Raw genomic sequence first — 26,044 nt, 5'->3', positions numbered from 1 at the left:
GCTATCCCGCTCCGCGCCGGGGCGCCTCGCCCCACCGTGCCCCTCGCCGCAGCAGGGCGCTCCTGCCGCTGCGGGGCACGGTCCACAGCGTGTGGCCCCGGAGCCGCCACCGCTCCAGCAGCGCGTTGGCCGCGAGCATGCCACTGGTCGCGGCCCGTTCCATCAGAGCCACCGGCAGTCCGGTGCGCACCATGTCCCCGGCGACCATGAGCGACGGGTTCGACGTGCGCACGGTGGGACGGTCGCCGTAACTGCCCACGGCGAACATCGGGCAGTCCTGACGCCATTCGTGCCGGGCGTCGACGATGTGCGCTGCGCGCGTCTCCGGGTACAGCCGGTGCAACTGGTCGACGAGGCGCTTCTGCTCGGTCTCCCGGTCGGCGCCGTCGGCGACGGCGTAGGCGTGCAGTTCCACGACCGAGCCACCCGTGCGGCGCGCCCAGTCCCGTGCCTCGCGCTCCCACCTCTCCAGCACGCTGACATTGTCGAGACCGGCGTAGCCGCTGGTCCCGAGGAAGCCGGCCCGGTCCGCGGCGACCGGCCGGTCGAGCCACAGACGCGAGACGAGGAACGAGGGCGCCGTCCGCAGCCGGGTGACGCGGGCGTACCAGTCCTCGTCCGCCAGGCCGGGGCTGTCGCGGAGCACGGACCGCAGACCGTCCGTGTCGAGGGCGAGGACGCAGGCGTCGTACGGGCGCGTGTGCTGCCCCGCGTCCACGCGGAAGCCGCCCCCCGGCGCCGAGGAGACGCGGTCGACCGGCTCGGACACTCGGACGTCGACGCCCAGCTTCTCCAGGTAGTGACGCAGCGGGTCCCACAGGGCGGCCGGGAACGGGTCGTCGGGCACGTCGAACAAAAGCCCTTCGGCGGACCCGAGGAAATAGATGTGGAACATCAGCGCCATCTCCGCCGCCGAGAGCCGGCGCGGATCGGCGAAGAAGCTGCGCGAGAACACCTCGAAGGCCAGATGGTGGGCGGCCTCGGGGAACCGGATCGAGTCCAGGTAGCTGTGGGCGCTGACCGCGTCCAGCCGTTCGTAGATCTCCGGGACGCGTACGTCCATGAGCGGCAGCGCCGCCCGGGCGTTCATGCGGGGCAGATCGCCGAGGGTGAACGTGGGACTGTGCAGGGCGAAACCGACGGCACTCCACGGTGGGGTCCGCGGGACCCGCCGGAAGCTGTCGCGCGGACCGGACGCGTGCCACAGCGGATAGTCGGGCAGGGGCGTCAGCCGCTCCAGACGCGGATCGGTGCGGCGCAGCAGGGACCGCAGGTTGTAGTACTGGCGGAAGAAGGCGTGGAAGCCGCGGCTCATCGTGACCGAGGAACCGTCGGCGAGCCGGGTGCTCCAGCCGGCCAGGCGCCCGCCGAGCGTGTCCTCCCGTTCGAAGAGGGTGACGCGCACCCCGCGTTCGGCCAGCCCGACGGCGGCCGCCAGACCGGCGATCCCGCCTCCGACGACGGCCGCCGACGGCGGCGCGCCCTCGGCCGTGGCCGCTCCGGGCGCGGCCGGCAGACACACGGCACGGCGGTCCCGCGCACCCGGTGGCAGCGGGGGCCGGCGCCTCACGCGAGAGCCCCTTCGCCCGGGACCTGACCGACGATGGTGTGCGTGATGCCGGTCTGCCAGCCGGGCAGCGGCAGGACGCGTACCCGCTCGAACCCGTGGGCCGTCAGCCGGGCAGCGAAGAGGTCGGCGGTGTCGAAGTCGATGACGCTGCGCCACAGATGGCGGTAGAGGGCGCCGTCGCCCAGGGCCGTGGTGAGGGGCAGAAGCCCCGTGCAGACCGCCGACCACACGGCGCGGTGATGGCGCTTGCCGCTGAGCGTGTAGTCGTGCACCGCCAGTCGGCCGCCCGGTGCCAGGACGTCGCGCACCGCGGACAGGACCTCGTCCGGGTCGGCCGTGTTGCGGAACAGGTAGGCGGCGAAGACGGCGTCGAAGGGGCCACGGACGTCGGCCTCGGCCAGTCGCTCGGCCGGCGTGTGCACGAAGGTGACGTTGTCGGGCCACCGTTTGGCCGCCGCCCGCTCCAGCATCCCGGCCGAGGCGTCGACAGCGGTGATCTCCGCGTCAGGCAGGGCGGACAGGAGCGCGGCGGTCGACGCGCCCGTGCCGCACCCCAGGTCGAGGACGCGCGGCGCCCGGCCGCCCGGGCGGCCGAGGCGGCGCGCCGAGCGCCGCAGATGCGCGTGGTACCCGGGGTTGGCCCGCACCAGGGCGTCGTAGCTGCGTGCGGCGTGGTCGAAGGCCAGGGCGAGGGACGCGTCGCGCAGGGTGGGCATGGGTCTCCTTGGCAAAGCCCCAGCACGTCAGCGTGTGGGGGAGGGGCGCAGCGGGCGGGTGGGCAGCACGAGCGCGCTGCTCAGCAGGGGCAGGACCGGGCTGTTCAGCCCGATGGAGAGGTCCTCGCGGAGCGTGGTGGCGCCGTCGAGGAAGCGCAGCAGCCGCTCGGTGGGGACCTGTGAGAACAGCCGCGTGAAGAAGGCCGCCCCGTCGAGCCGGCCGCTCGCCAGGGCGTGCAGCAGCACCGCGTCCATGGCGCGGGAGCGTCGGGAGTGGGGCTCGGGAGGCACCGGGCGGCGCCCCGCGAGCAGGGCCGCGGCGACGGCCGCCGTCTGGCGCTGGATCGCGGCGAACGTGTACCCCGTGGAGGGGCGGGTGCAGCCACCGGCCGCGCCGATCCTGAAGACGGACTCGCCGCTCCGGCGCGCGAACCGGGCGTCCGTCATGGGGATGACGCCCTCTTCGCTCGCCTCGACGTGGAAGTCGCGGATCCCGAGGACGGTGCGCAGATAGGAGTCGAGGGCGCGGTCGTAGCACTCCGTCGGCAGCACGGCCGCCGAGAACTGGGTGTACTCCACGAGCGCCGTGCGCGGACCGGTCGGCAGTACGTAGCCGAAGGCCAGACCGCGCTCCGGTTGCGGGGTGCGGAAGTCCATCAGCTCCACGGCGCCCGGATCGAAGGCGGGCCGCGCCGTGCGCACGAACCAGCCACGGAAGTGTTGCAGCAGGGTCGTGCGGGACCGGGGGAGGCTGCCGAGGGGACGCGAGTCGAACACCCAGCGCGCGGGCAGGCTCTCCTGACGGCCGTGCGAGGTGCGTACGAGCACGTTCGCGCCGCCGGGGGTCCCCTCGATCGCCTCGACCGTGGCCTCGGTGCGGGTGAGCCCGGGCCGGCCCGCCAGGCGCCGCCCCATCACCGCCTCGAAGTCGTCCGACCGGATCATCTTGTACCGCGCGGAGCCGGTGTCGGCGTCCACGAGCCGTCCTCCGGGGCTGCGCACCCGCAGGCGGTTCCACGCCGCGGTGACCGCGTCGTCGTGGCGGCCCGCCCCGTTCTCCCAGAAACACCAGGTGCGAGGGGGCGACCGCAGCGGTCCGGGCGGCGCCTCGACCAGTCGCACCGTCAGCGGGGACCGGCCTTCCGCCGCGCACAACCGCTCCGCCAGCGAGAGCCCCGCGGCTCCGGCACCGATGATCACCACGTCTGACCGCACACTCACCTCCGGCGTGTGGAGCGTTCGCTCCGCCAACCCTTCCGCTCAGCGACCTGTCCCGGATGCGCCCGAACCGCCGGGACCGCTCACCGACGCGGGGCGCTCAGGTTGCCGCCGCGCGGTGCATCCGATCACGTGGGAGACAAGGAAAGCCTCTGGACAGCACTGTGCCAGCCCCGCCACCCCTGAAGGAGCCGACATGCCCGCCGACGAGGCAACAGGCGCCACCACGGCTGTCGCGCCGCACGACGCGGCCGACCCGACGGGCCATGGCCTCCGCGCGGACGACGGCCTCCGGCCCGGCACCGGCCCCCTCGCGAGCAACGGCCACCCGCCCGTGCCCGCGCGCGTGCGACAGATCGACGCCGAGGTAGCGCAGACGGTCGAACGCCGCCTCGACGAGCTGCTGTCCCGCCGCGTCGCGCAGGCCACCGCCGTCGACGCGACCTTCGGTGCCGACGTCGCCGAGCGCGTGGCCCACTTCACACGCGGCGGCGGACGGCGCATCCGCCCCCAGTTCCTGTGGTGGGGCCTGCGCGCCCGCGGTGTCCCCGGCCCCGAGCAGATCGACGCGGCGCTCCGGCTGGGGGTCGCCCTGGAACTCCTCCAGTCCTGCGCCCTGATCCACGACGACGTGATGGACCAGGCCCCCACCCGGCGCGGCCGGCCCGCGCTGCACGTCGACTACGCCGCGCAATACGCGTCGTCCGCGCCCCCCGGCCGCCACCGGTTCGGTGAGGCCGCGGCCGTCCTCGCCGGGGACCTCGCCCTGGCCTGGGCCGATGACGAGGCCGCCGCGCTCGAACTGCCCGGCCGGTACGCCGGGCGCGTCCGCGACACCTGGTCGCGCATGCGCATGGAGATGGTCGCCGGCCAGTACCTCGACATCCAGGGCGAAGCCACGCAGACCCGGTCCCTCACCCAGGCGATCAGCGTCGCCTGCCTCAAGACCGCCCTCTACACCGTGGAACGCCCCCTCCAGCTCGGCGCGATCCTCGGCGACGCCGACCCGAGGACCCAGCGCGCTCTGGGCGCGGCCGGTCGCGGCGCGGGCCTCGCCTTCCAACTGCGCAACGACCTCAACGACGTGTTCGGCGGCGACCCCCGCCGCGACACACCGGCAGGCGGCGACCTGCGCGCCGGCAAACCCACCTACCTGGTCGCCCTGGCCCACGCCCGCGCCGACGCGGACGGCGACCGCGACGCCCTGCGCGTCCTGAAACGCTGCCTGGGCCGACCGGGCCTGGACGAGACCGAACTGGCCGACGTCCGCGACGTACTCGAACGCACCGGGGCCCGGCGCAGCGTCGAGGAGAAGATCCGCCGCCTGATCGCACGGAGCATGGGCGAGCTGGACACCGCCCCCCTCGACGCCGTCGCCCGCGCCCGCCTCAGGTCCCTGATGCGCCGGGCGGCCGAGGCCCCCCTGCCCACGGACGGTGCGGTCCAGGACCTGTCGGACGCGGCGAGCGAAGGAGTGGCCAGGTGAGGACCGTGGGAGGGAGGACGGACCACGTGGTCGTCGTCGGCGCGGGCCTGTCCGGCCTGGCGGCCACGCTCCACCTGCTCGGCGCGGGCCGCCGCGTCACCCTGGTGGAACGCGACGACCTGCCCGGGGGCCGCGCGGGGCGCCTGGTGCGCGGCGGCTACCGCATCGACACGGGACCGACCGTGCTGACCATGCCCGACCTGGCCGACGAAGCCTTCGCCGCGGTCGGGGAGCGGCTGCGCGACCGCGTGGAACTCATCGCGCTCCACCCCGCCTACCGGGCCTCCTTCGCCGACGGCAGCAGCCTCGACGTGCACACCGACGCGGCAGCCATGGAGCAGGCCGTCGAGGACTTCGCCGGTCCCCGGGAAGCCGCCGGGTACGCGCGTCTGCGCCAGTGGCTGCACCGCCTCTACCAGGCCCAGATGAAGCACTTCATCGACACCAACTTCGACTCACCGCTCCAACTGCTCACCCCCGACCTGGCCCGTCTGGCCGCGCTCGGCGGCTTCGGCCGCATGGACGCCCGGATCAGCCGGTTCATCAAGGACGAACGGCTGCGCCGCGTCTTCTCCTTCCAGGCCCTGTACGCCGGAGTCCCCCCGGCCCGCGCCCTGGCCGCCTACGCGGTCATCGCCTACATGGACACCGTCGCCGGTGTCTACTTCCCCCGCGGCGGCATGCACGCACTCCCGCAGGGCATGGCCGACGCCGCCGCCGCGGCCGGTGCCGACCTGCGTTACGGACAGCGCGTGGAGCGCCTGGAACGCACCGGGGACCGCGTCACCGCCGTCGTCACCGACACCGACCGCATCCCCTGCGACGCCGTCGTCCTCACCCCCGACCTGCCCGTCGCCTACCATCTGCTCGGCCGCACCCCGCGCCGCTCCGTGCCGCTGCGCCGCGCTCCCTCGGCCGTCATCCTGCACGCGGGCACCGACCGCACCTGGCCCCAACTGGCCCATCACACGCTCTCGTTCGGGGCGGCCTGGCACGAAACCTTCGACGAACTCACCCGCCACGGCCGCCTGATGAGCGACCCCTCCCTCCTCATCACCCGGCCCACGGCGACCGACCCCACCCTGGCTCCGCCCGGCCGGCATTTGCACTACATCCTGGCGCCCTGCCCCAACACCGACATCGGCCCGAGCCCCGCCCAGTGGGGCGACCTCGCGCCCCGCTACCGCGCCGAACTCCTCTCCGAACTGGAGCGACGCGGTCTGGACGGCATCAGCACCGCCATCGACGAACAGTGCCTCGTCACCCCCGCCGACTGGCACGCCCAGCAGCACGGGGCGGGCACCCCCTTCTCCGCCGCGCACACCTTCGGCCAGACGGGCCCCTTCCGCCCCCGCAACCTCGTCCGCGGCACCGCGAACGCGGTACTGGCCGGCTGCGGGACGACACCCGGCGTCGGCGTGCCCACCGTCCTGCTGTCCGGAAAGCTCGCCGCCGCCAGGATCACCGGCGCCCGCGCCTCGTCGGCGCCGCGCGCCGGCGGCAAGCTCAAGACCCCTGGAGGAGCCCCCGCGTGACCGCCCGAGAACTCGACGCCGCCGGCGTCACCGACCCGGCCCTGCGCCACGCCTACACCCACTGCCGCCGCCTCAACGCCCGCCACGGCAAGACGTACTTCCTCGCCACCCGGCTGCTCCCGGCCCACCGGCGCCCCGCCGTCCACGCGCTCTACGGCTTCGCGCGCTGGGCCGACGACATCGTGGACGTGCACGGCGACCACCCCGGCCGCCCCGAACGCGCCACCGCGCTGGAGGACCTCGCGACCAGCCTGCGGCACGGCCTGGCCACGCGCGGCAGCACCGAACCCGTCGTCCACGCCCTGGCCGACACCGCGCACCGCTACGCGATCGACCCCCGCCACTTCCACGACTTCATGACGGCGATGCGCGACGACCTCACCGTCACGGACTACCCCACCTACGCCGACCTGCGCCGCTACATGCACGGCTCGGCAGCGGTGATCGGCCTGCAGATGCTGCCCGTCCTCGGCACCACCGGACCGCGGGCCGAGGCGGAGCCCTACGCCGCCGCGCTCGGCGTGGCCTTCCAGCTCACCAACTTCCTGCGCGACGTCGGAGAAGACCTCGACCGCGGCCGGGTCTACGTCCCCCAGGACATGCTGAGCGCACACGGAGTCGACCGCGAGCTGCTGCGATGGAGCCGGGACACCGGGCGCCGAGATCCCCGCGTCACCCGCGCCCTCAAGGCGTTCGAGGCCCTGACGCGCGACGTCTACCGCGAGGCGGCACCCGGCATCGCCCTGCTCGCGCCGGTCTCCCGGCCCTGTATCCGCAGCGCCTTCGTGCTCTACTCCGGCATCCTCGACGCGGTCGCCGACGACGGGTACGACGTGCTGCACCGGCGTGCGGTGGTGCCCCGGCGCCGCCGCGCCGTCGTCGCCCTGGACGGCCTCGCCCGGATCGTGCACGCCCGGATCAGCCACCGTTCGACCGAGTCCGGCCCGCGGGCCCCCGCCGTGACCGTCCCTTCACCGCAGGCCGCGCCCGAGCACAAGGGGGCGGCATGACCAGGAACGGCCGACCCGGGTCATCCCGTTTCCCCCTGACGCTGCGCAGGAACCCGCAGGCGTGGGAGCATCAGGAACCGACCTGGCGCGCCGCGCGCCCCTCGGTGATCGAGAGCGCGCTGAAACGGGCGCAGGCACGCCCCTCGGGCAACTGGTACGTCGTCGGGGCCTGCGCCGACGTGCCCCGCCACGCGCCGCTCGGACGGACCGTGGCCGGCCGTGAGCTGGTCGTCTGGCGTGACGCCGAGGGCAAGCTCGCCGCCGGGCCCGGCGCCTGTCCCCACCTGGGCGCCCCGCTGAAGGACAGCCCCGTACGGTGCGGAACGCTCGTCTGCCACTGGCACGGCATGGCCCTGGACGCGCGCGGCGGGCCCGGCTGGCGCACGCTGCCGGTCCACGACGACGGCGTCCTGATGTGGGTCCGCCTCGACCACACGGGCCAGGAACAGCCGCTCGACCGCCCGGTCGTGCCGCCGCGCCCGGATCTCGCCCGGTCCGTCCACGCCGTCTACACCGGCGTCGGCCGCTGCGAGCCCGAGGACGTCGTCGCCAACCGGCTCGATCCCTGGCACGGTGCCTGGTTCCACCCGTACTCGTTCGTCGACCTGCGCGTCGTCGACAGCCCCCTGGGCGACGCCGCCGACACCGGCCCGGACCTGGATCCGGCGACGGACGCGTTCGTCGTGGAGGTCTCGTTCCGTCTCACCTCCCGGCTCGTCGTCCCGGTCCGCGCCGTCTTCACGGCACCGGAACCCCGTACCGTCGTCATGCACATCACGGACGGCGAAGGGCGCGACTCGGTGGTCGAGACGCATGCCACCCCCCTGACCCCCGCGGGGCACCACGCGCCCCGGACGGCCGTCGTGGAGGCCGTGATCGCCACCTCCGGCCGTCCCGGGTTCACCCTCGCGCGACACGCCTCCTTCGCGCTGCGCCCCTTGATGCGGGCGGCGGCCGGACGCCTGTGGCGCGACGACCTCGCCTACGCGGAACGACGGTGGACGCAGCGCACCCGGCCCAGCCCGCGCTACTGACCGCCCCGGGGAAAACCACACGACAGCCGGGCCCCGACGCCCTACCCTGCGCAGGCATGGCACCTTCACTCGAACGTCCCCCCTTGCAGGCCGACGAGCGCACCGCCCTCGTGGGCTGGCTGGACCTCCAGCGGCAGATCCTGCGCTGGAAGTGCGACGGCCTCAGCGAGACGGACGCGCACCGCTCCGTCGTCCCGACGTCCCCGGCGATGACGATGGCCGGGTTGATCCGCCACATGCGCTGGGTCGAACACCTCTGGTTCGAGGTGCTGTTCCTCGGCGGTGACAAGACGCTGAACCCCTCCTTCGACGAGACGCGGCAGGACGCCGACTGGGACACCGACGGCGCCCCGCTCGCAGAACTCCTCGCCGAGTACGAGGCCCAGTGCGCCCGGAGCAACGAGATCGTGGCCGCGGCCTCCCTGGACGACGTGGGCCGCCACCCCGACTTCCGCTCCGGCAACGCCAACCTGCGCTGGATGCTCCTCCACCTCGTCGAGGAGACCGGCCGGCACGCGGGACACGCGGACATCGTGCGGGAGTTGCTGGACGGGGCGAAGGGGTACTACTGACCTCGCCGAGGCGCAGGCGCCCCTGGCGCGTCTCGGGGTCGGACATCGGGGGCGGGTCGGGGTCGAACCCGGTGCCGGGGCGGGTGCCCGCGACCGCAGGATGACGCCATGACACCTTCGCCGCCGCGCCGCCTCAGCCGTTTCCTCGCCCCCGCCGTCTGGACGGCCGTGGTCTTCGCGGTCGGCTCGGCGCTGTGGAGCCCGACGGACACGGACCCCGGCCTCAGCCCCTTCCGACTGACCGTCAGTGACTTCGCCGCGCTGGACCGCGGCGGCCCCATCGAGATCACGATGGGGCTGCTCGGAGCGGTCTCCCTCGGTCTGCTGGCGGTGGCGCGGGCGCGCAAGGTGCCCGTACGCGGCCTGCCCTCCCTGCTGCTGGCGCTCTGGGGCGCCGGGCTCCTGCTCGCGGCCTTCGTGCCGACCGACCCGCTCACCGCGGACCTGAGCGGCTCGGCGTACCTGCACCGCTATGCCTCCGTCACGGCGTTCGCCGCGCTGCCCGCCGCGGGGCTGCTCCTGGCCCGCCGCCTCACCGGGGCCGACGGAGCGGGGGACACGGCCCGATGGCTGCGTGCGCTGTCGTGGGCCGCGCTCACCGGCGCGGCCGTCATGGCCTACTCGGCGTGCTTCGCCGACCGGGAACTCATCGGCCTGGTGGAACGGCTGCTGCTCGGCTGCGAGGTGGCCATGCTCGGGGTGCTCGGCCGCCACGTACAGCGGGTGGGCGGCGTCACCACGTCTCCGTCGGGGGCGCGTCGGTGACCGTCGCAGGGGACGAGCCGCGCTCCTTGGCGCGCAGGTGCAGTCCGAGCAGCGGGAAGAGGAGCACCGAGACCATGGCCGCGCCGACCATGGCGGCGGCCTCGCCCTGACCGAGGACCTTCTCGTCGAGCCCGATCGTCGTGATGGCGACGACCAGCGGCAGACAGGTGGCGCAGTGGAGCATGAGCGCCCTGCGGCTGAGCGGGGTGAGGTCGCGGGGCGCCAGCGCGTACGCCGGCAGCCCCCGGACGATCAGGAAGAGGACCAGGAACACCGGCAGCAACAGCAGGGGACGGCCGTCGTCGAGGAGCGCGGCAAGGTCGAACTCGATGCCGGTGACCACGAAGAACAGCGGCACGAGGAACCCGAATCCCATCGCCTCGACCTTGTGCAGGACGTCCTGCGCGGCCTGCGGTGTCGTCCCTCGCAGGACGAGCCGGGTGAGCAGTCCGGCGGCGAAGGCGCCCAGGAGCACGTCGAGGCCGAACGCCCGAGACAGGGCGAGCATCGCGACGAGCAGGAGCATCACGAACCGGACGGCGAACTGGCCGCTCGTGTGCAGCGTCGCCTCGACGACCCGGCTGAACCACGGCCGGCGCGGACGCAGCGCCCAGTACACGGCGACCGCGGTGATGGCGGCGAAGGCAACGAGGACGACCGTCGACACCCCGGGATCACGGCCGCTGAGCAGTACGGAGACGGCGATGATGGGCCCGAACTCGCCGACCGCGCCGAACGCCATCATCACCGTGCCGAACCGCCCCTTCAGATCACCGCTGTCGCGCAGGATCGGCAGCACCGTGCCCAGCGCCGTACTGGTGAGCGCGGTACCGATCAGCACACCGCGGGAGAAGTCGAAGCCGGTCAGGGCGAGGGCGACGGCGATCCCCGCGACCAGCGAGACCACCCAGGCCCGGACGGAGCGGCGCAGGGTGTCCCCGCGGACGGCGTCGAACTGGATCTCGTACCCGGCGAGGAAGATGAGCAGGGAGAGCCCGAGGTCCGACAGCGTGTCGATGACCTCGCCCGAGTGCGCCAGGCCGAGGACGTCGGGGCCGATGAGGATGCCGAGCAGGATCTCGAAGATGACCAGCGGGATCCGGGCCCAGCGGGCGAGTCCGTGGGCCAGGAGAGGGGCCAGTACCGCCGCGGCCATGATGAGGATGAGCGTGCCCGACTGATCCATGACCGTCCTTCGCCGTACGACCGGTTGGTCGATGCTGCCCGACGGTCGGGGCGGGGGACGGCTGCGGCGCGCGTGAGGGGACCATGCGGGTGAGGGCCGGTCCGTGCTCCGCGTTCGGCGGGAAGGTCCCATGGAAGGCCGAAGCGGGGGAACAGGCCGGCCCGGTGGAAGGCGAACACCGCCGAGACGCCGGCCGGGGTGAGGATCGGGACCTGCACCTGGTGGGCGTGGAAGACGCCGTCGCGCCCACGGCTGTACGCGGCGAAGGCGGGCTGCCCGTTCGCGGACGTCTCCGTCACGATCCGCATTCCTGGCCCCGGCCGCAGTTTCGCCGTGAGCAGGCGCAGTACGTCCTCCCGGCCCCGGAACCAGGTGGGGACCGGCGGCATCTCCCAGCGGGTGTCCCGCGTCAACAGGCCCTTCAGCGCGACCATGTCGGCCGTCTCTAAGGCCGTGGCGTAGCGGTCGAGCAGGGCGCGACGCACGGGTTCCTCCGGTTCGCTGAACTGGTCCTCGGCCGGGGCGAGTTCGGGTCGGAGGCGGGCATCTCCTGTTCGCGGACCGCGACCCCGGCCGCCCCACGGCGGCGACCGTCGGCAAACTGGTGACCTCGGTCCTCGCCGGGACGACCGTGCGTCCCTGACCCGCTCACACCACCGAGACGACGACCTTCCCGGCCCTGGCCCGGCCCTGCTCGACGTAGTCCATGGCATCGAGGGTCTCCTCGAAGGGGAAGACGCGGTCGACGACGGGACGGATCTTCCCGGCGTCGATGAGGGGGGTGAGCCGGCTCAGTCGGTCGCCGTCCGCCCTCATGAACAGGAACGAGTACGTCACCCCGCGGCGCTCGGCGTCGCGCCGGGTCCTCAGGCTCAGGGCGGCCATGGCCAGGCGCAGGACAGGGCCGGCACCCAGCTCGCGGGCGAAGGCGGGGTCGGGCGGGCCCGCGACGCTGACGGCCGTACCGCCGGGTTCGAGGATCCGCAGCGACTTGGCGAGGTTCTTGCCGCCCAGGCTGTCCAGGACGACATCGTAGCCGTCGAGGACGGTCTCGAAGTCCTGCGTCCGGTAGTCGATCACCTCGTCCGCGCCGAACTGCCGGACCAGCTCGACCTTGCCGGTGCTCGCGGTGGCCGCCACGTGCGCGCCCAGCGCCTTGGCGAGCTGGACGGCGACGGAGCCGAGTCCGCCGGCGCCCGCGTGGACGAGGACCTTCTGGCCGGGCCGCACACCGGCCCGTTCGACCAGTGCCTGCCACGCGGTGAGCGCGACCAGGGGGAGGGAGGCGGCCTCGGTCATGGTGAGGGAGCCGGGCTTGGCCGCCACGTCGTCCTGGTGGACGGCGACGAGTTCGGCGAAGGTGCCGATGCGGTCCTTGTCGGGCCGCGCGTACACCTCGTCGCCCACCGCGAAGCGGGTGACGGCCGTGCCCACCTCGACGACCTCACCGGCGAGGTCGTTGCCCAGGACGAGAGGGAGACGGTAGGGCATGAACGCCTTGAAGTCGCCGTTGCGGATGCGGATGTCCAGCGGGTTGACGCTCGCCGCGTGGACCTTGACCAGCACGTCGTCCGGGCCCATCCGCGGGGCGGGGATGTCGGCCGCGCGCATTCCGGTGCGGTCGCCGTACTTCTCGACCAGGAAGGCCTTCATCGTCGTCTCCGTCTCGTCTCCAGGGCGTCCGCCCGTATACACACTGCGCTCAGGCCCGCAGGCGGGGACCGCTCTCAGGCCGCGTTCGACTGCGGCGCTTCGGCCAGGCTGCGCTTCACCTGCCGGGTGAGCTCGTCGGCGACGATCTCGGGCAGGCCCGCCTCGATGCCGGCCAAGGCCTGTGCGGCGACCTCGGCGGGGTCGCTCTTCTGGTCGGCGGGGACGGCGGCGGCCATGTCGGTGTCCATGTAGCCGACGTGCAGGGCCGAGACGGTGATGCCGCGCGGGGCCAGCTCCTCCCGGGTCGCGTTGCTCAGCGCCCACGCGGCGGCCTTGGACGCGGAGTAGGAGCCGAGCCCGGCCGGGTGCAGCCAGGAGAGGACGGACAGCACGTTCAGCACGGCGCCGCCGCCGTTGGACTCGATGACCGGGGCGAAGGCACGGGCCGCGCCGAGCAGGCCGAAGAAGTTGGTCTCCATCTCGCGGCGGACCTCGTCCACATCCCCGGCGATCAGGGGAGCGCCGGTGGAGATGCCCGCGTTGTTGATCAGCAACGTGGCGTCGGACGCGGTGCGGGCCGCCGCTCGTACCGACTCCGGGTCCGTCACGTCGAGGCGCAGCGGGACGACGCCCGGCAGATCGACCGTCTCGGGGCGGCGGGCCGCCGCGTAGACCTTCGCGCCCCGCTCCACGAGCTGGGCGGCGAAGTGCCGTCCGAGCCCGCGGTTGGCGCCGGTGACGACCGCTACCGCGTTCTTCAGTTCCATGTCTGCTCCCGGTCCCGGCGGACGCGTCGGGGCGCCCGTGCTCATTAGATTATGGATGCAATCTAATCATGAAGCTACGATAGATGCCAGTCGACATCCAAACGGGAGGTGGCCCATGGGTCGCGTATCGCAGGCGCAGGCGGAGGAGAACCGCAAGCGGGTCGTGGACACCGCGTCCCGCCTCTTCCGGGAGCGCGGCACCCACGTCAGCGTCGCCGACCTGATGAAGGCGGCCGGTCTGACCCACGGCGCCTTCTACAAGCAGTTCGCCTCCAAGGAAGCACTCGTCGACGAGGCCACCGCCCACGCGATCAGCGAGCTGACCCGGCTCCATGCGGCCGGGCTCGAGCGCTACGACGGGGAGCGCGAGGCCGCCCGGCGCTCGCTGATCGACGGCTATCTCTCCGTCGAGCACCGCGACGACCCGGCCGAGGGTTGCCCGGTCGCCGCCCTCGCCACCGACATCGCGCGCGAACCCGAGGGCGGCGAGGCCCGCCGCGTCTACACCGAGGGCGTGGCCCGTTTCGCCGACTTCCTTGCCGCCGAAGGCGCCGAAGCCACCGAAGCCACCGAAGGCACCGAAGCCGCCGAAGGGGCCGGCGCCGCCGAAGCCGGTGGGCAGGACGGCCTCGTGCGGTTGTGCACGATGTTCGGCGCGCTCGTCCTCGCGCGGGCCACCAAGGGTTCCCCGCTCTCCGAGGAGATCCTCGCCGCCGCGCGCGCGGCCCTGGCGGAGGTCGACCGGTCGCGCGACTGACGCCGCCCGCCCCGCTCACGCCGAACCCCGCCTCCAACAGTTGACGGCGGGGTTTCTTCGCTGTGCCCGCCTCCTCGCGCATTCGCGCAGGTGAGCGGTGGGTGGCGGGGCGGCCGGTGGGGCGAAGGCTTCGGGTTTCGAAAATACGGTGTTCCCGAGGGGTTGCCGCGCGATTGCCTCGCGCCTTGAATCAAACCCTGAACTAAGCCGGTCAACAAGGCCGTTCGCCTCGGCGACGGCCCGTTCCCCCTTTTCCCTGGCCAGGGAAGAGGGCACCCCTTTGCTCCCCTTCCGACCGCACGGAGTGAAACGCATGAGACTCAGATCCTTGGGGATAGCGCTCGTCACGGCGGCGGCGCTCGTGACGATCCCCGCCCAACTCCCCGCGGCGGCAGCCGATCCGCCGCTCTCACAGGGCAAGACCGCCACCGCCTCCTCCACCGAGAACGCCGGCACCCCCGCCTCGGCCGCCGTCGACGGCGACGCCGGGACCCGCTGGTCCTCCGCCGCCTCCGACAACCAGTGGATCCAGGCGGACCTGGGCCGGTCGGCCGACCTCACCAAGGTCGTCCTCAACTGGGAAGCCGCGTACGGCAAGGACTACAAGATCCAGGCCTCCGAGGACGGGAACGCCTGGACCGACCTCAGGACGGTCACCGGCGGCGACGGCGGCACCGACACCCTCGACGTGTCCGGCCACGGCCGCTACGTCCGGATGTACGGCACCGCCCGCGCCACGCAGTACGGCTACTCGCTCTGGGAGTTCCAGGTCTTCGGCGACGCCGGGACCCCACCGGGCGGCTCCTGCTCCACCACGAACGCGGCCAAGGGCCACGCCGCGAGCGCGTCCTCCACGGAGAACGCCGGCACCCCCGCCTCCGCCGCGTTCGACGGCGCCACCGGCACCCGCTGGTCGAGCCAGGCGTCCGACCCGCAGTGGGTCCAGGTGGACCTCGGTGCCTCGCAGAACATCTGCAAGGTCGACCTGAACTGGGAGGCCGCGTACGCCAAGGCGTTCAAGATCCAGGCGTCCGCCGACGGACAGACCTGGTCGACGCTGAAGGACGTCACCGGGGCCACCGGCGGCACCGCCTCCTACGACGTGAGCGGCTCGGGCCGCTATCTGCGCGTCCTCGGGACCAGCCGGGCCACCGCGTACGGCTACTCCCTGTGGGAGGTCGCCGTGCACACCACCGACGGCGGCGGCACGCCCCCCGTCGAGGGCGGCGGCGACCTGGGGCCGAACGTCATCGTCGTGGACCCGAACACGGCGAACCTGCAAGGCAAGTTCGACCAGGTCTTCGCCCAGCAGGAGTCGAACCAGTTCGGCTCACAGCGCTACCAGTTCCTGCTCAAGCCGGGCACGTACAACGGCATCAACGCGCAGATCGGCTTCTACACCTCGATCTCCGGTCTCGGCCTCAACCCCGACGACACGAAGATCAACGGTGACGTCACCGTCGACGCGGGCTGGTTCAACGGCAACGCCACCCAGAACTTCTGGCGCTCCGCCGAGAACCTCGCCATCAACCCCGTCAACGGCACCGACCGCTGGGCCGTCGCGCAGGCCGCCCCGTTCCGCCGCATCCACGTCACCGGCGGCCTCAACCTCGCGCCCAACGGCTACGGCTGGGCGTCCGGCGGCTACATCGCCGACTCCAAGATCGACGGCACGGTCGGCCCGTACTCGCAACAGCAGTGGTACACCCGCGACAGCTCCGTGGGTGGCTGGACCAACGGTGTCTGGAACATGACGTTCTCCGGTGTGCAGGGCGCCCCGGCGACCAACTTCGACACCGGCCCGTACACCACGCTCGACACCACACCCGTCTCCCGGGAGAAGCCGTTCCTGTACCTGGACGGCAACGACTACAAGGTGTTCGTCCCGTCCAAGCGCACCAACGCGCGCGGCGTCTCCTGGCCCGCCAACGCGGGGACCTCGCTCCCGCTGAGCCAGTTCTACGTCGTGAAGCCCGGGGCGACGGCCGCCACCATCAACCAGGCGCTCTCCCAGGGCCTGAACCTCCTGTTCACGCCCGGCGTCTACCACCTCGACCAGACCATCGACGTCAACCGGGCAGGCACGGTCGTCCTCGGTCTCGGCCTGGCCACGATCGTCCCCGACCACGGCATCGACGCGATGCACGTCGCGGACGTCGACGGGGTGCGCCTCGCGGGCTTCCTCATCGACGCCGGGTCCACCCGATCCGACACGCTCCTGCAGATCGGCCCGGCCGGCTCCGGAGCCGACCACGCCGCGAACCCGACCACCATGCAGGACGTGTTCGTCCGCATCGGCGGAGCGGGTGCGGGCCTCGCCACCAACTCGGTCGTGATCAACAGTGACGACGTCGTCGTCGACCACACCTGGCTCTGGCGCGCCGACCACGGCACGGGCGTCGGTTGGGAGACCAACCGCGCCGACTACGGACTCGTCGTGAACGGCGACGACGTCCTCGCCACCGGCCTGTTCGTCGAGCACTTCAACAAGTACGACGTCCTGTGGAACGGCGAACGCGGTCGCACCCTGTTCTTCCAGAACGAGAAGGCCTACGACGTCCCCAACGCTGCGGCGGTCACCCACGACGGCATCGTCGGGTACGCCGCCTACAAGGTCGCCGACAGCGTCACGACCCACGAGGCGTGGGGGATGGGCAGCTACTGCAACTTCACCTCGGACCCCGGGATCGTGCAGCAACACGGTTTCCAGGTCCCCGTGAAGCCCGGCATCAAGCTGCACGACATCTTCGTCATCTCGCTCGGCGGCAAGGGCCAGTACGCCCACGTCGTCAACAACACCGGCGCCCCCACCTCAGGAACCGACACGATCCCGTCCAAGGTCACCTCCTTCCCGTGACGTTTGACGCACATCACCGCTGGAACGGCCCTCAAAGGGTCGTTCCAGCGGTTCACACGTGTCTCGCGAGCGCGTCGAGCCGCTCGCGTGCCTCCGTGACGGCCCGGGGGTCCGCGTCGGCGCCGAGGGCCAGGACGCGGGCGTAGGCGTCGTGTGCTTCCGCGGGCCGTCCGGCGTCCAGCAGTACGACGCCCAGGTCGATCAGCCTTCGGCTCTCCAGGGAGGTGTTGCCCGTCGCGTGATACGTGTCGACCGCCGTCCACATGTGCGGGATCGCCTCGTCCCACCGCTTCAACTGGGCATACGTGATCCCCATGTTGCTGTGCAGTTCGATGCGGGTGATGTCGGCGATGTGCGGATCGATGCGGTCACCGGCCTCCTCCAGGAACGCGGAAGTGGCGCGGTAGGCCTCCATGGCCTCCTCGGACCGCCCCTGTTCCATCAGGCTCGCCGCCTGGCTGTGCATGCACTGGAGCGTCCCGTGCACATCGCCCGCGACCTCGAAGAGTTCCGCGGCCCGGCCCAGTTCCTCGCCGGACAGCCCGTGGTCACTCATCTTGCGGTACGCCCAGCCACGGTACTGATGCGCCCACGCCTGTTGCAGCGGATCGCCCGCGCGCAGCGCGGCGCTGAGGGCCTGACCGGAACGGGCGAGACTGTCGTGGAGGCGGCCCTCGCACACGAGAAGCGCCCAGGCGTGGTAGTTGAGCTGGGTCGCTTCGAGCAGCGGATCGCCCAGCGCCTGCGCGCACTCGGCGGCGGTGCGGAAGATCTCCGGCCAATGCCCCCAGAAGATCCACTGGTCGGAGAACCAGTGCAGCGCCTCGGCCACCTCCACCACCCTGGCGTGCTCACCGGCCGCGGCGGCCCGGCGCAGCGCCGCGAGCCAGTTGGCGCCCTCCGCCTGGAGCCACCGGCGGGCGAGCTCGGCGGAGGAGAGGTCGACGGTGCCCCGCCAGTCGGCCGGGGGAGCCCCGTGGTCGGGCTCGAACCAGCGGCCGGCCGTGACCGTGGTCTCCAGCAGCCAGTCGTTCAGCGCCGCCTCGGCCCGGTCGGCGGCCTCGGCGCTCTCGTCCGCCATGAGGCGGGTGCGGGCGAACAGGCGCAGCAGGTCGTGCAGCCGGTACCGTTCCCCGTCCGAGCCCAGCAGGCCCGCCTCGACCAGCTCCTCCAGCGTGTCCTCGGCGTCGAACAGTCCCTGCCCGGTCAACCGGGCGGCACAGGCGGCCCCGCCGTCCGGGCCCGGGATCAGCGCGAGGCGCCGGAACATCCGCGCGGCCGACGGCGTGAGCTGACGGTAGGAGAGGTCGAACGCGGCCGACACGGTGGTCCGCCCGTCGGACAGGGCGTCCAGCCGCCGGTCCTCGATCGCCAGCCGGTCGGCGAGCGTACGCACCGACCAGCCCGTGCGGGTGGCCAGCCAGTTGCCCGCCACGCGCAGGGCCAGCGGCAGGTGCCCGCAGAGACGGGCGGCCTCCGCGAGCGCCGCGGGCTCCGCCGCCGCCCGGTCCGCCCCGATCAGACCGGCCAGGAAGTCCCCGGACTCCGCGGGCGACAGCTCGCCCAGCGGAAGCCGGTACACACTCTCCAGACCCGTGAGCATGCGCCGGCTGGTCACCACCACCATGCCCGCGCCGGCGCCCGGCAGCAGCGGGCGCACCTGTCCCTCGTCGCGGGCGTTGTCCAGCACGAGCAGGCAGCGCCGCTCCGACAGGAGTTGCCGGTACAGCCCGGGATGCCCCTGCGGCCCGGCCTTCGCCAGATCCCGGTCCGCGACCTGGAGCGCCCTCAGCACCGTGACCATCAGCTCGGCAGGGCCGGGCGGCTCGGCGTCCATGCCGCGCAGGTCGACCACCAATTGCCCGTCCGGGAAGCGGTCGGCGAGTGCCCGCGCCGCATGCAGCGCGAGCGTCGTCTTCCCCGTTCCGGGCGGCCCCGAGACCGCCACGGCCACCTGGCCCGTCTCTCCCTCGCCGCCGCGCCGGGCAGCCGCCTGCGCCAGTTCGGTCAGCGACGCCAGTTCCCGGGACCGGCCGACGAAGTCGACGATGTCGCGGGGTACGGCCCGTAGCCCCGCGGGGCTGTAGCCGGAGCCGTGCCCGGCTCTGGCCGTCGCGAGCAGCCGCTCCCGGTCGGCCTCGCCCGGACCGAGCCCGTCCAGGAGCGCCGCGACCGTCCGCCGCTGCGGCGCGGCCCGCCGCCCGCGCTCCAGGTCCCCGATGGCCCGCACGCTGACCCCGGACGCCTCGGCGAGACCTTCCAGCGTCAGCGACGCCGCGAGCCTCAGTTCGCGCAGCACGGCGCCGAACGCCTCACGATCACCGGTCACCCTCTGCTCCCCTCCGCCGTGCTCACGTCACTGCCCCCGAGCACGGACACCGGAAGTCTAGACAGGGTGAGTTACCAGGTCACAGCCGCCGAGGAGGTCTCGGCGGGCACGCGGGCGGGCGCGGGCAGGTGTGGTCAGGGCGGGGCGTGGGTGCCCCCATCACCCGGCTTGCGTGCGGTTCCTCCCACGGCCCCTCCTTTGTGCCGTATTTCTGCCTGTCTTCTGCCTGGAATGCCACCCGGCGGGCTGCTTGGCTGATCGCAGCGGGGAAGCGGGCCGCAGCGCCGCCGCCCGAGCCCGTCGCGCAGGGGGGTCTTTCGCGACGGGCCGTCGCACCAGCCCGGCACGGCCGTCGCCTCTTCGAGGCGCCGCACATCCGCCGAACCGTACGGGCATCGGTGTCCGAGGTCTCCGCCGTGTCGTACGGATGAGAGGAGAGCCGGATGAGTCCGGTGCTGACGACCGCCCTGGTGCCCGACGAACACAGACACGCCTACTGGCGCAAGGCGGTGGAGCAGGCGCTGGTGCCCGTGGCCGTCGCCCTGCGCGACGACCGCTCCTTCGAGGGGCGGCTCGTCTCACACCGGGTGGGGGCCCTGCGGGTCTCCGTCGTCGAGGCCGACGCGTACCGGGTCAGCCGCACGGCGGCCCACATCGCACGCTCCCCGGAGCCGCTGGTGGCCGTCGCTCTCCAGATGTCGGGCACGACGGTCCTCACCCAGGACGACCGTCAGGTCGTCGCGCACCCCGGTGACCTCTTCGTCTGGGACGCGATGCGCCCGTACTCGCTGGACTTCCCCGAACGGTTCTGCGCGCGCGTCGTCCACATACCGCGCCCCATGCTGGGCGTGGCGGACGAGGACCTGCGCCGCGTCACCGGCATCGTGTTCAGCACCGAACGCGGATGCGCGGCGGTCCTGATGCCGTTGCTCGCCACCGTCGTCGCGTCGGCACACCTGTTCTCGCCGGCTACCGCGAGCGGCCTCGCCAACGGGCTCACCGACGTGTTCGCCGCCCTGGTCGCCGAACGCACCGACGAGTCGGCACAGGAGGGCGGGGGCACGCGGAACCATTTGGTGCGACGCGTCCGCGACCACATCGACGAGAACCTGGCCGATCCCGCCCTCTCCCCGGAATCCGTCGCGAGGGCGAACCACATCTCGGTGCGCTACCTCCACCGTCTCTTCGAGGGCGAGGGCATCACCGTCAGCCGGCTCATCCAGCGGCGCAGGCTGGAGGAGTGCGCGCGCGAACTGAGCCGCGACGGCCGCGCGGCACCGACCGTCGCGTCCGTCGCCCAGCGCTGGGGCTTCGTCAACCCCACCCACTTCAGCCGGGTCTTCCGCAGCGCCTACGGCCTGCCGCCCCGCGAATGGCGTGCCATGCGCCTGGCGACCGCGAGCGTCGACACCCGGGGCCGAGGTGCCGTGATGATGAGCCCCCTCGCCTCCGGCAGGGCGGGCTCCCTCCTCCCGGCGCGCGCGGCAGGCTCGTGAAGCGCTCGCGTCGGCCCGCGCCGCCTCATGGCCGGCGCGGGCCGTCTTCTGTCAGCGGGCGGATCGGACGGCGTGGGCCGCCTTGAGGATCAGCTCGCTCACCGCGCGCGGGTCACTGACCGAGACGGCGTGGGGAGCGTGCACGGAGACCGTGTGGGCCTTCGCGCGCGCCGCCATCCAACGCTGCGCCGTCGGCGGGATGTTCCGGTCCTCGGTGGCTATCAGGTACCAGTTCGGCAGCTTCTTCCACGCGGCGACGGTGGCGCGTTCCTGGAGGGCGGCCAGCGCGATCGGCCGCTGCCCCACGGCCATCGCCCGCGCGGTGGTGACGGGGACACCCGCCGCGAACTGCTGACGGAACAGGTCCTGCCGGATGACCAGTTCCTCGGCGTCGCCGCCGCCGGCCAGCGGGTAGCGCTGCGAGGCCGTGGCCTGCCCCAGCGTGCTGCCCGGGTACGTGTCGGTCAGCGACAGCGCGCTCTCGCCCACGTCGGGGACGAAGGCGGCCACGTAGACCAGCGCCTTGACCTGCGGGGCGCCCACGGCGGCGTGGCTGATGACGGACCCGCCGTAGGAGTGCCCGACCAGCACGACGGGGCCTTCGACGGTGTCGAGGACACTGCGCAGGTACGCGGCGTCGGAGGCCACTCCGCGCAGGAGGACCGGCGGGGCCACGACGCGGTGGCCCGCATGCCGCAGCCTCTTGACGACACCGCTCCAACTGGAGGCGTCGGTGAAGGCGCCGTGGACCAGGACGACGGTGGGCAGCGGGCCCCGGTCCTTCTTCTCGGCCCGCGGGGCGGGTCCGGGCGCGGCCGACGCGGACTGGGCGATGCCCGCGGTGCCGAGGGCGGCGGCCCCCGCCACCATCGACATGGTGACGGCGCGGCGGGACACCGAAGATGCCGTCGAGCTGGGCGCGTCGGATGCGGGGGCTGAATTCTCTGAGCTCATGAGCGTCTTTCTGCGTGACCGGGAGAGGAATTACTTGGCGGTGGCCTCGATGGCTTCCTCGATGAAGGCCACGACCTTCTTGGGGTGGGCCAGCATGACCAGGTGCGAGGAGTCGACCTCGATGGTGGTCATGCCGGCACGCCGGTAGCCGAAGCGCTCGACGTCAGGGTTGATGGTGTGGTCGGACGACGACACGAGGCCGAAGGACGGCTTGGTCTTCCAGGCGGCGGCCGGGGCGGCGTCGGCGAAGGCCTGGGCCGCGAGGGGCCGCTGGGAGACGGCGAGCACCGCCGCGAGCTCCGGGTCGACATCGGCGGCGAAGATCGCCGGGAACTTCTCGACGTCCACCGACACATCGGTGCCGGGGGTGTCCGATCCCTCCACGGGGAACGGGGTGTAGACGAGGGCGGCGGCGAGGTCGGAGTCGGGGAACTGGCCCTGGAGTTCGCCGAGGCTCTCGCCCTCCTCAAGGGCGTAGCCGGACAGGTAGACGAGCGCCTTCACGTTGTCCTCCACGCCCGCGACGGTGATCACGGCGCCACCGTAGGAGTGGCCGACGAGGACGACCGGGCCCTCGATCTGGCGGACGACGGAGGCGATGTAGGCGGAGTCGCCGAGGAGGCTGCGGTTGGGGACCGCGGGCGCGACGACCTTGAGACCGCGCTTGAGCAGCTCGGGTATGACGCTGTTGTAGCTGGAGGCGTCGGCGAAGGCACCGTGCACCAGGACGACGGTGGGGGACTCGGAGTGCGACATGGCATCTCATCTCTGTGGTCGTGCAGCGCGAGCGATGCGCGATGCGCTGCACGGAAAAACGGGGCTTTTAGTCGGTGATACGTCGCCAACCTAGGGAGCCCCCGCAGCACCGCTTTGCTTTCCGCGCCCGGCGATGCGTCCGCGAGCGCACTGCTTCCGCGGGTTCACTCAGCGGCCGAAGGCGGTGCGCCCGGAGTCACGTCGGCCCTCGCGGCTCTCCCTACGGTGGGGCGGTCCGGAGCCGCTCACCCGCAAGGAGCACGCATGGGGAAGAAGACCGACGCCGAAGAGTAGGTGGACCTCTTGGCGCGGGCCGGTGTGCGCCGTGTCCACGGTGTCGTCGGTGACAGCCTGAACCCGGTCGTGGACGCGGTCGTGGACGCGGTCCGACGCCACGGCGCCATGGAGTGGACTCAGGTCCGCCACGAGGAGACCGCGGCCTTCGCGGCGGGCGCCGGGGCACAGCTCACCGGCGACCTGGCCGCCTGCGCGGGCTCCTGCCCCCGGGAACCCGCACCTGATCAACGGCCTGTACGACGCGCACCGCTCCATGGCGCCGGTCCTGGCGCTGGCCGCGCAGATACCCAGCGGCGAGATCGGCACGGGCTCCTTCCAGGAGACGCACCCGGGCCGGCTGTTCCAGAAATGCAGCCACTACTCGGAACTGCTCTCCTCGCCCCGGCAGATGCCCAGTTGCCTGACGCCCAACGGCCGCCGCCGCATCCTCGGTTCGTACTCCTCGCTCGGCATGGTCGACCTGGAGATGTCGACGGGCTGCCCCCGCACGGCACCGCGTACCCGCACACCGACTTCGCGGCCATCGCTACGGCGGCCGGTGCGCGCGGCATCCGGGTCGAGGAGCCCTCGCAGGTGCGGGCGGCCCTGCGCGAGTCGTTCGCGCACGACGGCCCCGGGCTCGTCGATGTCGTCACCGACCCCGACGCGCTGGCCGTGCCGCCGAAGATCAAGACCGAGCAGATCACCGGGTTCACCCTGTCTGCGAGCCGGGCCGTCCTCACGGGCGGCGTCGGCCGCATGGTCGACCTCGCCCGGGCAGGCCTCCGCACCATCCCCCGCCCCTGAGCCCCCGCCCTCGGCCTCGGACGCGGTCTCAGTGCGGACGGGCGAGATGGGCGCGTGCCTCTTCGAGGCGCTTGGGGTCGGCGGCCGGGCCGAGTTCGAGGCAGGCGCGAAACGCCTCCCGCGCCTCGGCCGCCCGGCCGGCGGCGACGAGTGTCCGTCCCAGATGGACGAGGTGGATGCTCGTCACCGACGGGTTGTCGAAGGCGTGGCAGGCCCGCACCGCGCTCCGCAGGCTCGCGACGGCCTCGTCCCAGCGCTCCAGCAGCGCGAGGCTCCGCCCGGTCCCGGAGAGGATGCCGATGCGGGCCGTCGTGGCGATATGGGGTTCGACCAGGTCACCCGCCTCGTCGAGGAAATCGCGGGTGCGCCGGTACGAGGCGAGAGCCGCCTCGCCGTCCCCGTCGACCAGCAGGTTCATGGACCGGGAGTGGTGGGCCTGAAGGCTGCCGTGGAGGTCGCCCGTCGACTGGAACAGGTCCGCCGCGCGGTTGCAGTGATGTGCGGCTTCGCCGGGCCGGTCCAGCTGCCGGTAGGCCCACGCACGGTAGAAATGCGCCCATGCCTGCTGGGTGACGTCACCCGCTTCCACCGCGACCGCCAGGGCCCGTGTGGACAGCGGCAGGCTCGCGGCCGGACGGCTCTCGCAGACGAGAACGGCCCAGGCGTAGTAGTTGAGCTGGGTCGCCTGCGCGACCGCGTCGCCCAGCGCCTTGGCGCTGCGCACACCGAGCCTGAACACCTCCGGCCAGTGCCCCCAGAAGATCCACTGGTCGGAGAACCAGTGCAGGGACTCGGCGACCTCCACCACCAGCGCGTGATCGCCTTCCTCCGCCGCAGCGCGCAGAGCGGCCAGCCAGTTCACACCCTGCGTCCGCAGCCAGTCGCGGGCCAGGTCGGCGGAGGAGAGATCCACCAGGCCGTGCCAGTCCTGGGGTGCGCCGTGGGCCGGTTCGAACCAGCGGCCGGCGACCACCGTGGTCTCCAGCAGCCAGCGGTACAGACCGGCCCTGACCTTCTCCGTCTCCTCCTGGTCCTCGTCGGCCTCAAGACGCAGTTGTGCGTACAGGCGGAGCAGGTCGTGCAGCTTGAAGCGGTTCCCGTGGGTGCCGAGCAGGCCCGTCTCGACCAGTTCCTCCAGCGTGTCCGCCGCCGAGGCGAGATCCTTGCCGAGCAACTGCGCGGCGCAGGCCGACCCCGCGTCGGGACCCGGCATCAGGGCGAGGAGTCTGAACAGGCGGGCGGCGTCGGGCGTGAGCTGACGGTAGGACAGCTCGAACGCGGCCGACACCCGCCGGTCCCCGGCGACCAGCGCGTCCAGGCGCCGCTCCGCCACGGCGAGCCGGTCGGCCAGCCTGCGTACGGTCCAGCCGGTCCGGGTCGCGAGCCAGCTTCCCGCCAGACGCAGAGCGAGCGGGAGGTACCCGCAACTCCGGGCCACCTCGTGGAGCGCGGCGGGCTCGGCGGAGGCCCGCCGCGCCCCGATCATCGCCGTGAGGAACGCGACCGCGTCGTCGGGAGGCAGTTCCCCGAGGACGATCCGGTGCGCGTCCTCCAGACCGGTGAGCATGCGCCGACTGGTCACCATCACCACGGCCCGGCCCTGTTCCGGGAGCAGGTGCCGCACTTGTGCCTCGTCCCGGGCGTTGTCCAGCACCAGCAGACAGCGTTTACGGGACAGAAGCTCCCTGTACAAGGTGGCGTGCCCGGGCGGGCCGACCGTGGCGAGTTCGTGGTCCGCCACGCGAAAGGCCTTGCAGACGCCCAGCATCAGCTCGGCCGTCGAGGCCGGGGTCTCGTCCATGCCCCGCAGGTCGAGGACCATACGGCCGTCGGGGAAGTGGTCCGCGAGGCGCTGCGCCGAGTGCAGTGCGAGCGTGGTCTTTCCCGCGCCGGGCGGGCCCGACACGGCCACCACGACGGGCCGGTGCTCCCCGCTGCCCGTCTCCCCGTCCTCGGCCTGCTCCGACGCCAGCCGCATGAGCGAGGCCAGCTCCTGTTCGCGGCCGACGAAGTCGTTGATCCCGCGCGGAAAGGTGCGCACAGCGACGGACTCCTGGGCGGCGGGCGACTGTCTGCGCGCGGCGGCGAGCAGTTGGTCGCTGCGTTCCTCGTCCAGCCCGAGACCCGCGGCGAGGGCCGCGACCGTCCGTCGCTGCGGCGCCGCGCGCCGCCCGCGTTCCAGGTCGCCGATGCCTCTGACGCTCACCCCGGACGCCTCGGAGAGCCCCTTCATCGTCATGTAGGCGTCCAGCCGGAACCGCCGCAACAATGTGCCGAACTCCAGTTCCCTTCCGGTCACC

General features: G+C 72.8%; 20 protein-coding genes and 2 pseudogenes. 12 read left to right on the top strand and 10 right to left on the bottom strand.

What is annotated here, in order from left to right; genetic code table 11:
* Position 1 precedes the first annotated feature (1 nt).
* Genes ACIRF8_RS18305 through ACIRF8_RS18295 form a run of 3 tightly spaced genes read right to left on the bottom strand, consistent with a single transcriptional unit; the run spans position 2 to position 3,507 of the window.
* Entirely contained in the window at positions 2-1,570 is a 1,569-nt protein-coding gene (locus ACIRF8_RS18305) for an FAD-dependent oxidoreductase (protein WP_404216049.1), read from the bottom strand.
* On the bottom strand, positions 1,567-2,286 hold the full coding sequence (locus tag ACIRF8_RS18300; protein WP_404216047.1) for a methyltransferase: 720 nt from the start codon (positions 2,284-2,286) through the stop codon (positions 1,567-1,569). The genes ACIRF8_RS18305 and ACIRF8_RS18300 overlap by 4 nt, the downstream gene beginning before the upstream one ends.
* Before the next feature lie 27 nt (positions 2,287-2,313).
* Positions 2,314-3,507 carry a lycopene cyclase family protein gene (locus tag ACIRF8_RS18295; RefSeq protein WP_404216045.1) on the bottom strand — a complete coding sequence of 398 codons (1,194 nt, stop codon included), beginning with the start codon at positions 3,505-3,507 and terminating at the stop codon, positions 2,314-2,316.
* A 193-nt stretch (positions 3,508-3,700) separates the two neighbouring features.
* Between ACIRF8_RS18295 and ACIRF8_RS18290 the strand changes: the two genes are divergently transcribed.
* The 6 genes from ACIRF8_RS18290 (at position 3,701) to ACIRF8_RS18265 (ending at position 9,906) form a co-directional block, all read left to right on the top strand.
* The gene (locus ACIRF8_RS18290; protein ID WP_404216043.1) at positions 3,701-4,990 is read left to right on the top strand and encodes a polyprenyl synthetase family protein; all 1,290 of its coding nucleotides are present in this window, start codon (positions 3,701-3,703) and stop codon (positions 4,988-4,990) included.
* On the top strand, positions 4,987-6,525 hold the full coding sequence (locus ACIRF8_RS18285; protein ID WP_404216041.1) for a phytoene desaturase: 1,539 nt from the start codon (positions 4,987-4,989) through the stop codon (positions 6,523-6,525). Before ACIRF8_RS18290 ends, ACIRF8_RS18285 begins: the two co-directional genes overlap by 4 nt.
* Positions 6,522-7,535, top strand: coding sequence for a phytoene/squalene synthase family protein (locus ACIRF8_RS18280; RefSeq protein WP_404216039.1), 1,014 nt, complete (start codon positions 6,522-6,524; stop codon positions 7,533-7,535). The genes ACIRF8_RS18285 and ACIRF8_RS18280 overlap by 4 nt, the downstream gene beginning before the upstream one ends.
* Positions 7,532-8,569 (top strand): DUF5914 domain-containing protein, encoded by a 1,038-nt coding sequence (locus ACIRF8_RS18275; RefSeq protein ID WP_404216037.1) that lies wholly within the window; start codon positions 7,532-7,534, stop codon positions 8,567-8,569. The genes ACIRF8_RS18280 and ACIRF8_RS18275 overlap by 4 nt, the downstream gene beginning before the upstream one ends.
* Before the next feature lie 56 nt (positions 8,570-8,625).
* The gene (locus ACIRF8_RS18270; RefSeq protein ID WP_404216035.1) at positions 8,626-9,141 is read left to right on the top strand and encodes a DinB family protein; all 516 of its coding nucleotides are present in this window, start codon (positions 8,626-8,628) and stop codon (positions 9,139-9,141) included.
* 108 nt (positions 9,142-9,249) lie between these two features.
* Positions 9,250-9,906 (top strand): DUF998 domain-containing protein, encoded by a 657-nt coding sequence (locus tag ACIRF8_RS18265; protein WP_404216033.1) that lies wholly within the window; start codon positions 9,250-9,252, stop codon positions 9,904-9,906.
* On the opposite strand, the gene ACIRF8_RS18260 is transcribed toward ACIRF8_RS18265, so the two are convergent.
* Positions 9,875-11,092: a cation:proton antiporter gene (locus ACIRF8_RS18260; RefSeq protein WP_404216031.1), complete on the bottom strand. Its 1,218-nt coding sequence runs from the start codon at positions 11,090-11,092 to the stop codon at positions 9,875-9,877. The two genes, ACIRF8_RS18265 and ACIRF8_RS18260, sit on opposite strands and share 32 nt — an antisense overlap.
* 198 nt (positions 11,093-11,290) lie before the next feature.
* On the opposite strand from ACIRF8_RS18260, the gene ACIRF8_RS18255 reads away from it, so the two are divergent.
* Positions 11,291-11,554: a hypothetical protein gene (locus ACIRF8_RS18255; RefSeq protein WP_404216029.1), complete on the top strand. Its 264-nt coding sequence runs from the start codon at positions 11,291-11,293 to the stop codon at positions 11,552-11,554.
* A gap of 70 nt (positions 11,555-11,624) precedes the next feature.
* A pseudogene (locus ACIRF8_RS18250) lies at positions 11,625-11,735 on the top strand (TetR/AcrR family transcriptional regulator); the annotation flags it as partial.
* A gap of 5 nt (positions 11,736-11,740) precedes the next feature.
* Here the strand turns inward: ACIRF8_RS18250 and ACIRF8_RS18245 are convergent.
* Both ACIRF8_RS18245 and ACIRF8_RS18240 read right to left on the bottom strand, forming a co-directional pair.
* Positions 11,741-12,745 (bottom strand): NADP-dependent oxidoreductase, encoded by a 1,005-nt coding sequence (locus ACIRF8_RS18245; protein WP_404216027.1) that lies wholly within the window; start codon positions 12,743-12,745, stop codon positions 11,741-11,743.
* Positions 12,746-12,819: 74 nt separating this feature from the next.
* Positions 12,820-13,512, bottom strand: a complete 693-nt coding sequence (locus ACIRF8_RS18240; protein ID WP_404216025.1) for an SDR family oxidoreductase — start codon at positions 13,510-13,512, stop codon at positions 12,820-12,822.
* 115 nt (positions 13,513-13,627) lie between these two features.
* Here ACIRF8_RS18240 and ACIRF8_RS18235 point away from each other — a divergent pair, with 115 nt between their 5' ends.
* A complete protein-coding gene (locus ACIRF8_RS18235) occupies positions 13,628-14,269 on the top strand; it encodes a TetR/AcrR family transcriptional regulator (RefSeq protein ID WP_404216023.1) in 642 nt (213 codons plus the stop codon).
* Between the two features lie 313 nt (positions 14,270-14,582).
* Positions 14,583-17,126, top strand: a complete 2,544-nt coding sequence (locus ACIRF8_RS18230) for a discoidin domain-containing protein (protein WP_404216021.1) — start codon at positions 14,583-14,585, stop codon at positions 17,124-17,126.
* A gap of 52 nt (positions 17,127-17,178) precedes the next feature.
* Here ACIRF8_RS18230 and ACIRF8_RS18225 read toward each other — a convergent pair whose 3' ends face one another.
* Positions 17,179-19,455 (bottom strand): tetratricopeptide repeat protein, encoded by a 2,277-nt coding sequence (locus ACIRF8_RS18225; protein WP_404216019.1) that lies wholly within the window; start codon positions 19,453-19,455, stop codon positions 17,179-17,181.
* A gap of 443 nt (positions 19,456-19,898) precedes the next feature.
* On the opposite strand from ACIRF8_RS18225, the gene ACIRF8_RS18220 reads away from it, so the two are divergent.
* Positions 19,899-20,951: a helix-turn-helix domain-containing protein gene (locus ACIRF8_RS18220; RefSeq protein ID WP_404216017.1), complete on the top strand. Its 1,053-nt coding sequence runs from the start codon at positions 19,899-19,901 to the stop codon at positions 20,949-20,951.
* Between the two features lie 51 nt (positions 20,952-21,002).
* Here the strand turns inward: ACIRF8_RS18220 and ACIRF8_RS18215 are convergent, their stop codons facing one another.
* Together ACIRF8_RS18215 and ACIRF8_RS18210 are read right to left on the bottom strand one after the other, a co-directional pair.
* Entirely contained in the window at positions 21,003-21,827 is an 825-nt protein-coding gene (locus ACIRF8_RS18215) for an alpha/beta fold hydrolase (RefSeq protein ID WP_404216929.1), read from the bottom strand.
* A gap of 108 nt (positions 21,828-21,935) precedes the next feature.
* Positions 21,936-22,661 (bottom strand): alpha/beta fold hydrolase, encoded by a 726-nt coding sequence (locus ACIRF8_RS18210; RefSeq protein WP_404216015.1) that lies wholly within the window; start codon positions 22,659-22,661, stop codon positions 21,936-21,938.
* A gap of 294 nt (positions 22,662-22,955) precedes the next feature.
* On the opposite strand from ACIRF8_RS18210, the pseudogene ACIRF8_RS18205 reads away from it, so the two are divergent.
* Positions 22,956-23,744: pseudogene (locus ACIRF8_RS18205) on the top strand (thiamine pyrophosphate-binding protein).
* A 28-nt stretch (positions 23,745-23,772) separates the two neighbouring features.
* Here the strand turns inward: ACIRF8_RS18205 and ACIRF8_RS18200 are convergent.
* A complete protein-coding gene (locus ACIRF8_RS18200; protein ID WP_404216013.1) occupies positions 23,773-26,043 on the bottom strand; it encodes an ATP-binding protein in 2,271 nt (756 codons plus the stop codon).
* Between the last annotated feature and the right edge of the window lies 1 nt (position 26,044).

Origin of the sequence: Streptomyces sp. NPDC102406, from assembly GCF_044765725.1 — a bacterium.
Taxonomy (GTDB): domain Bacteria; phylum Actinomycetota; class Actinomycetes; order Streptomycetales; family Streptomycetaceae; genus Streptomyces.
Note: the sequence above shows the minus strand (reverse complement) of the source record. Positions and strands in the feature narration are given on the sequence as shown.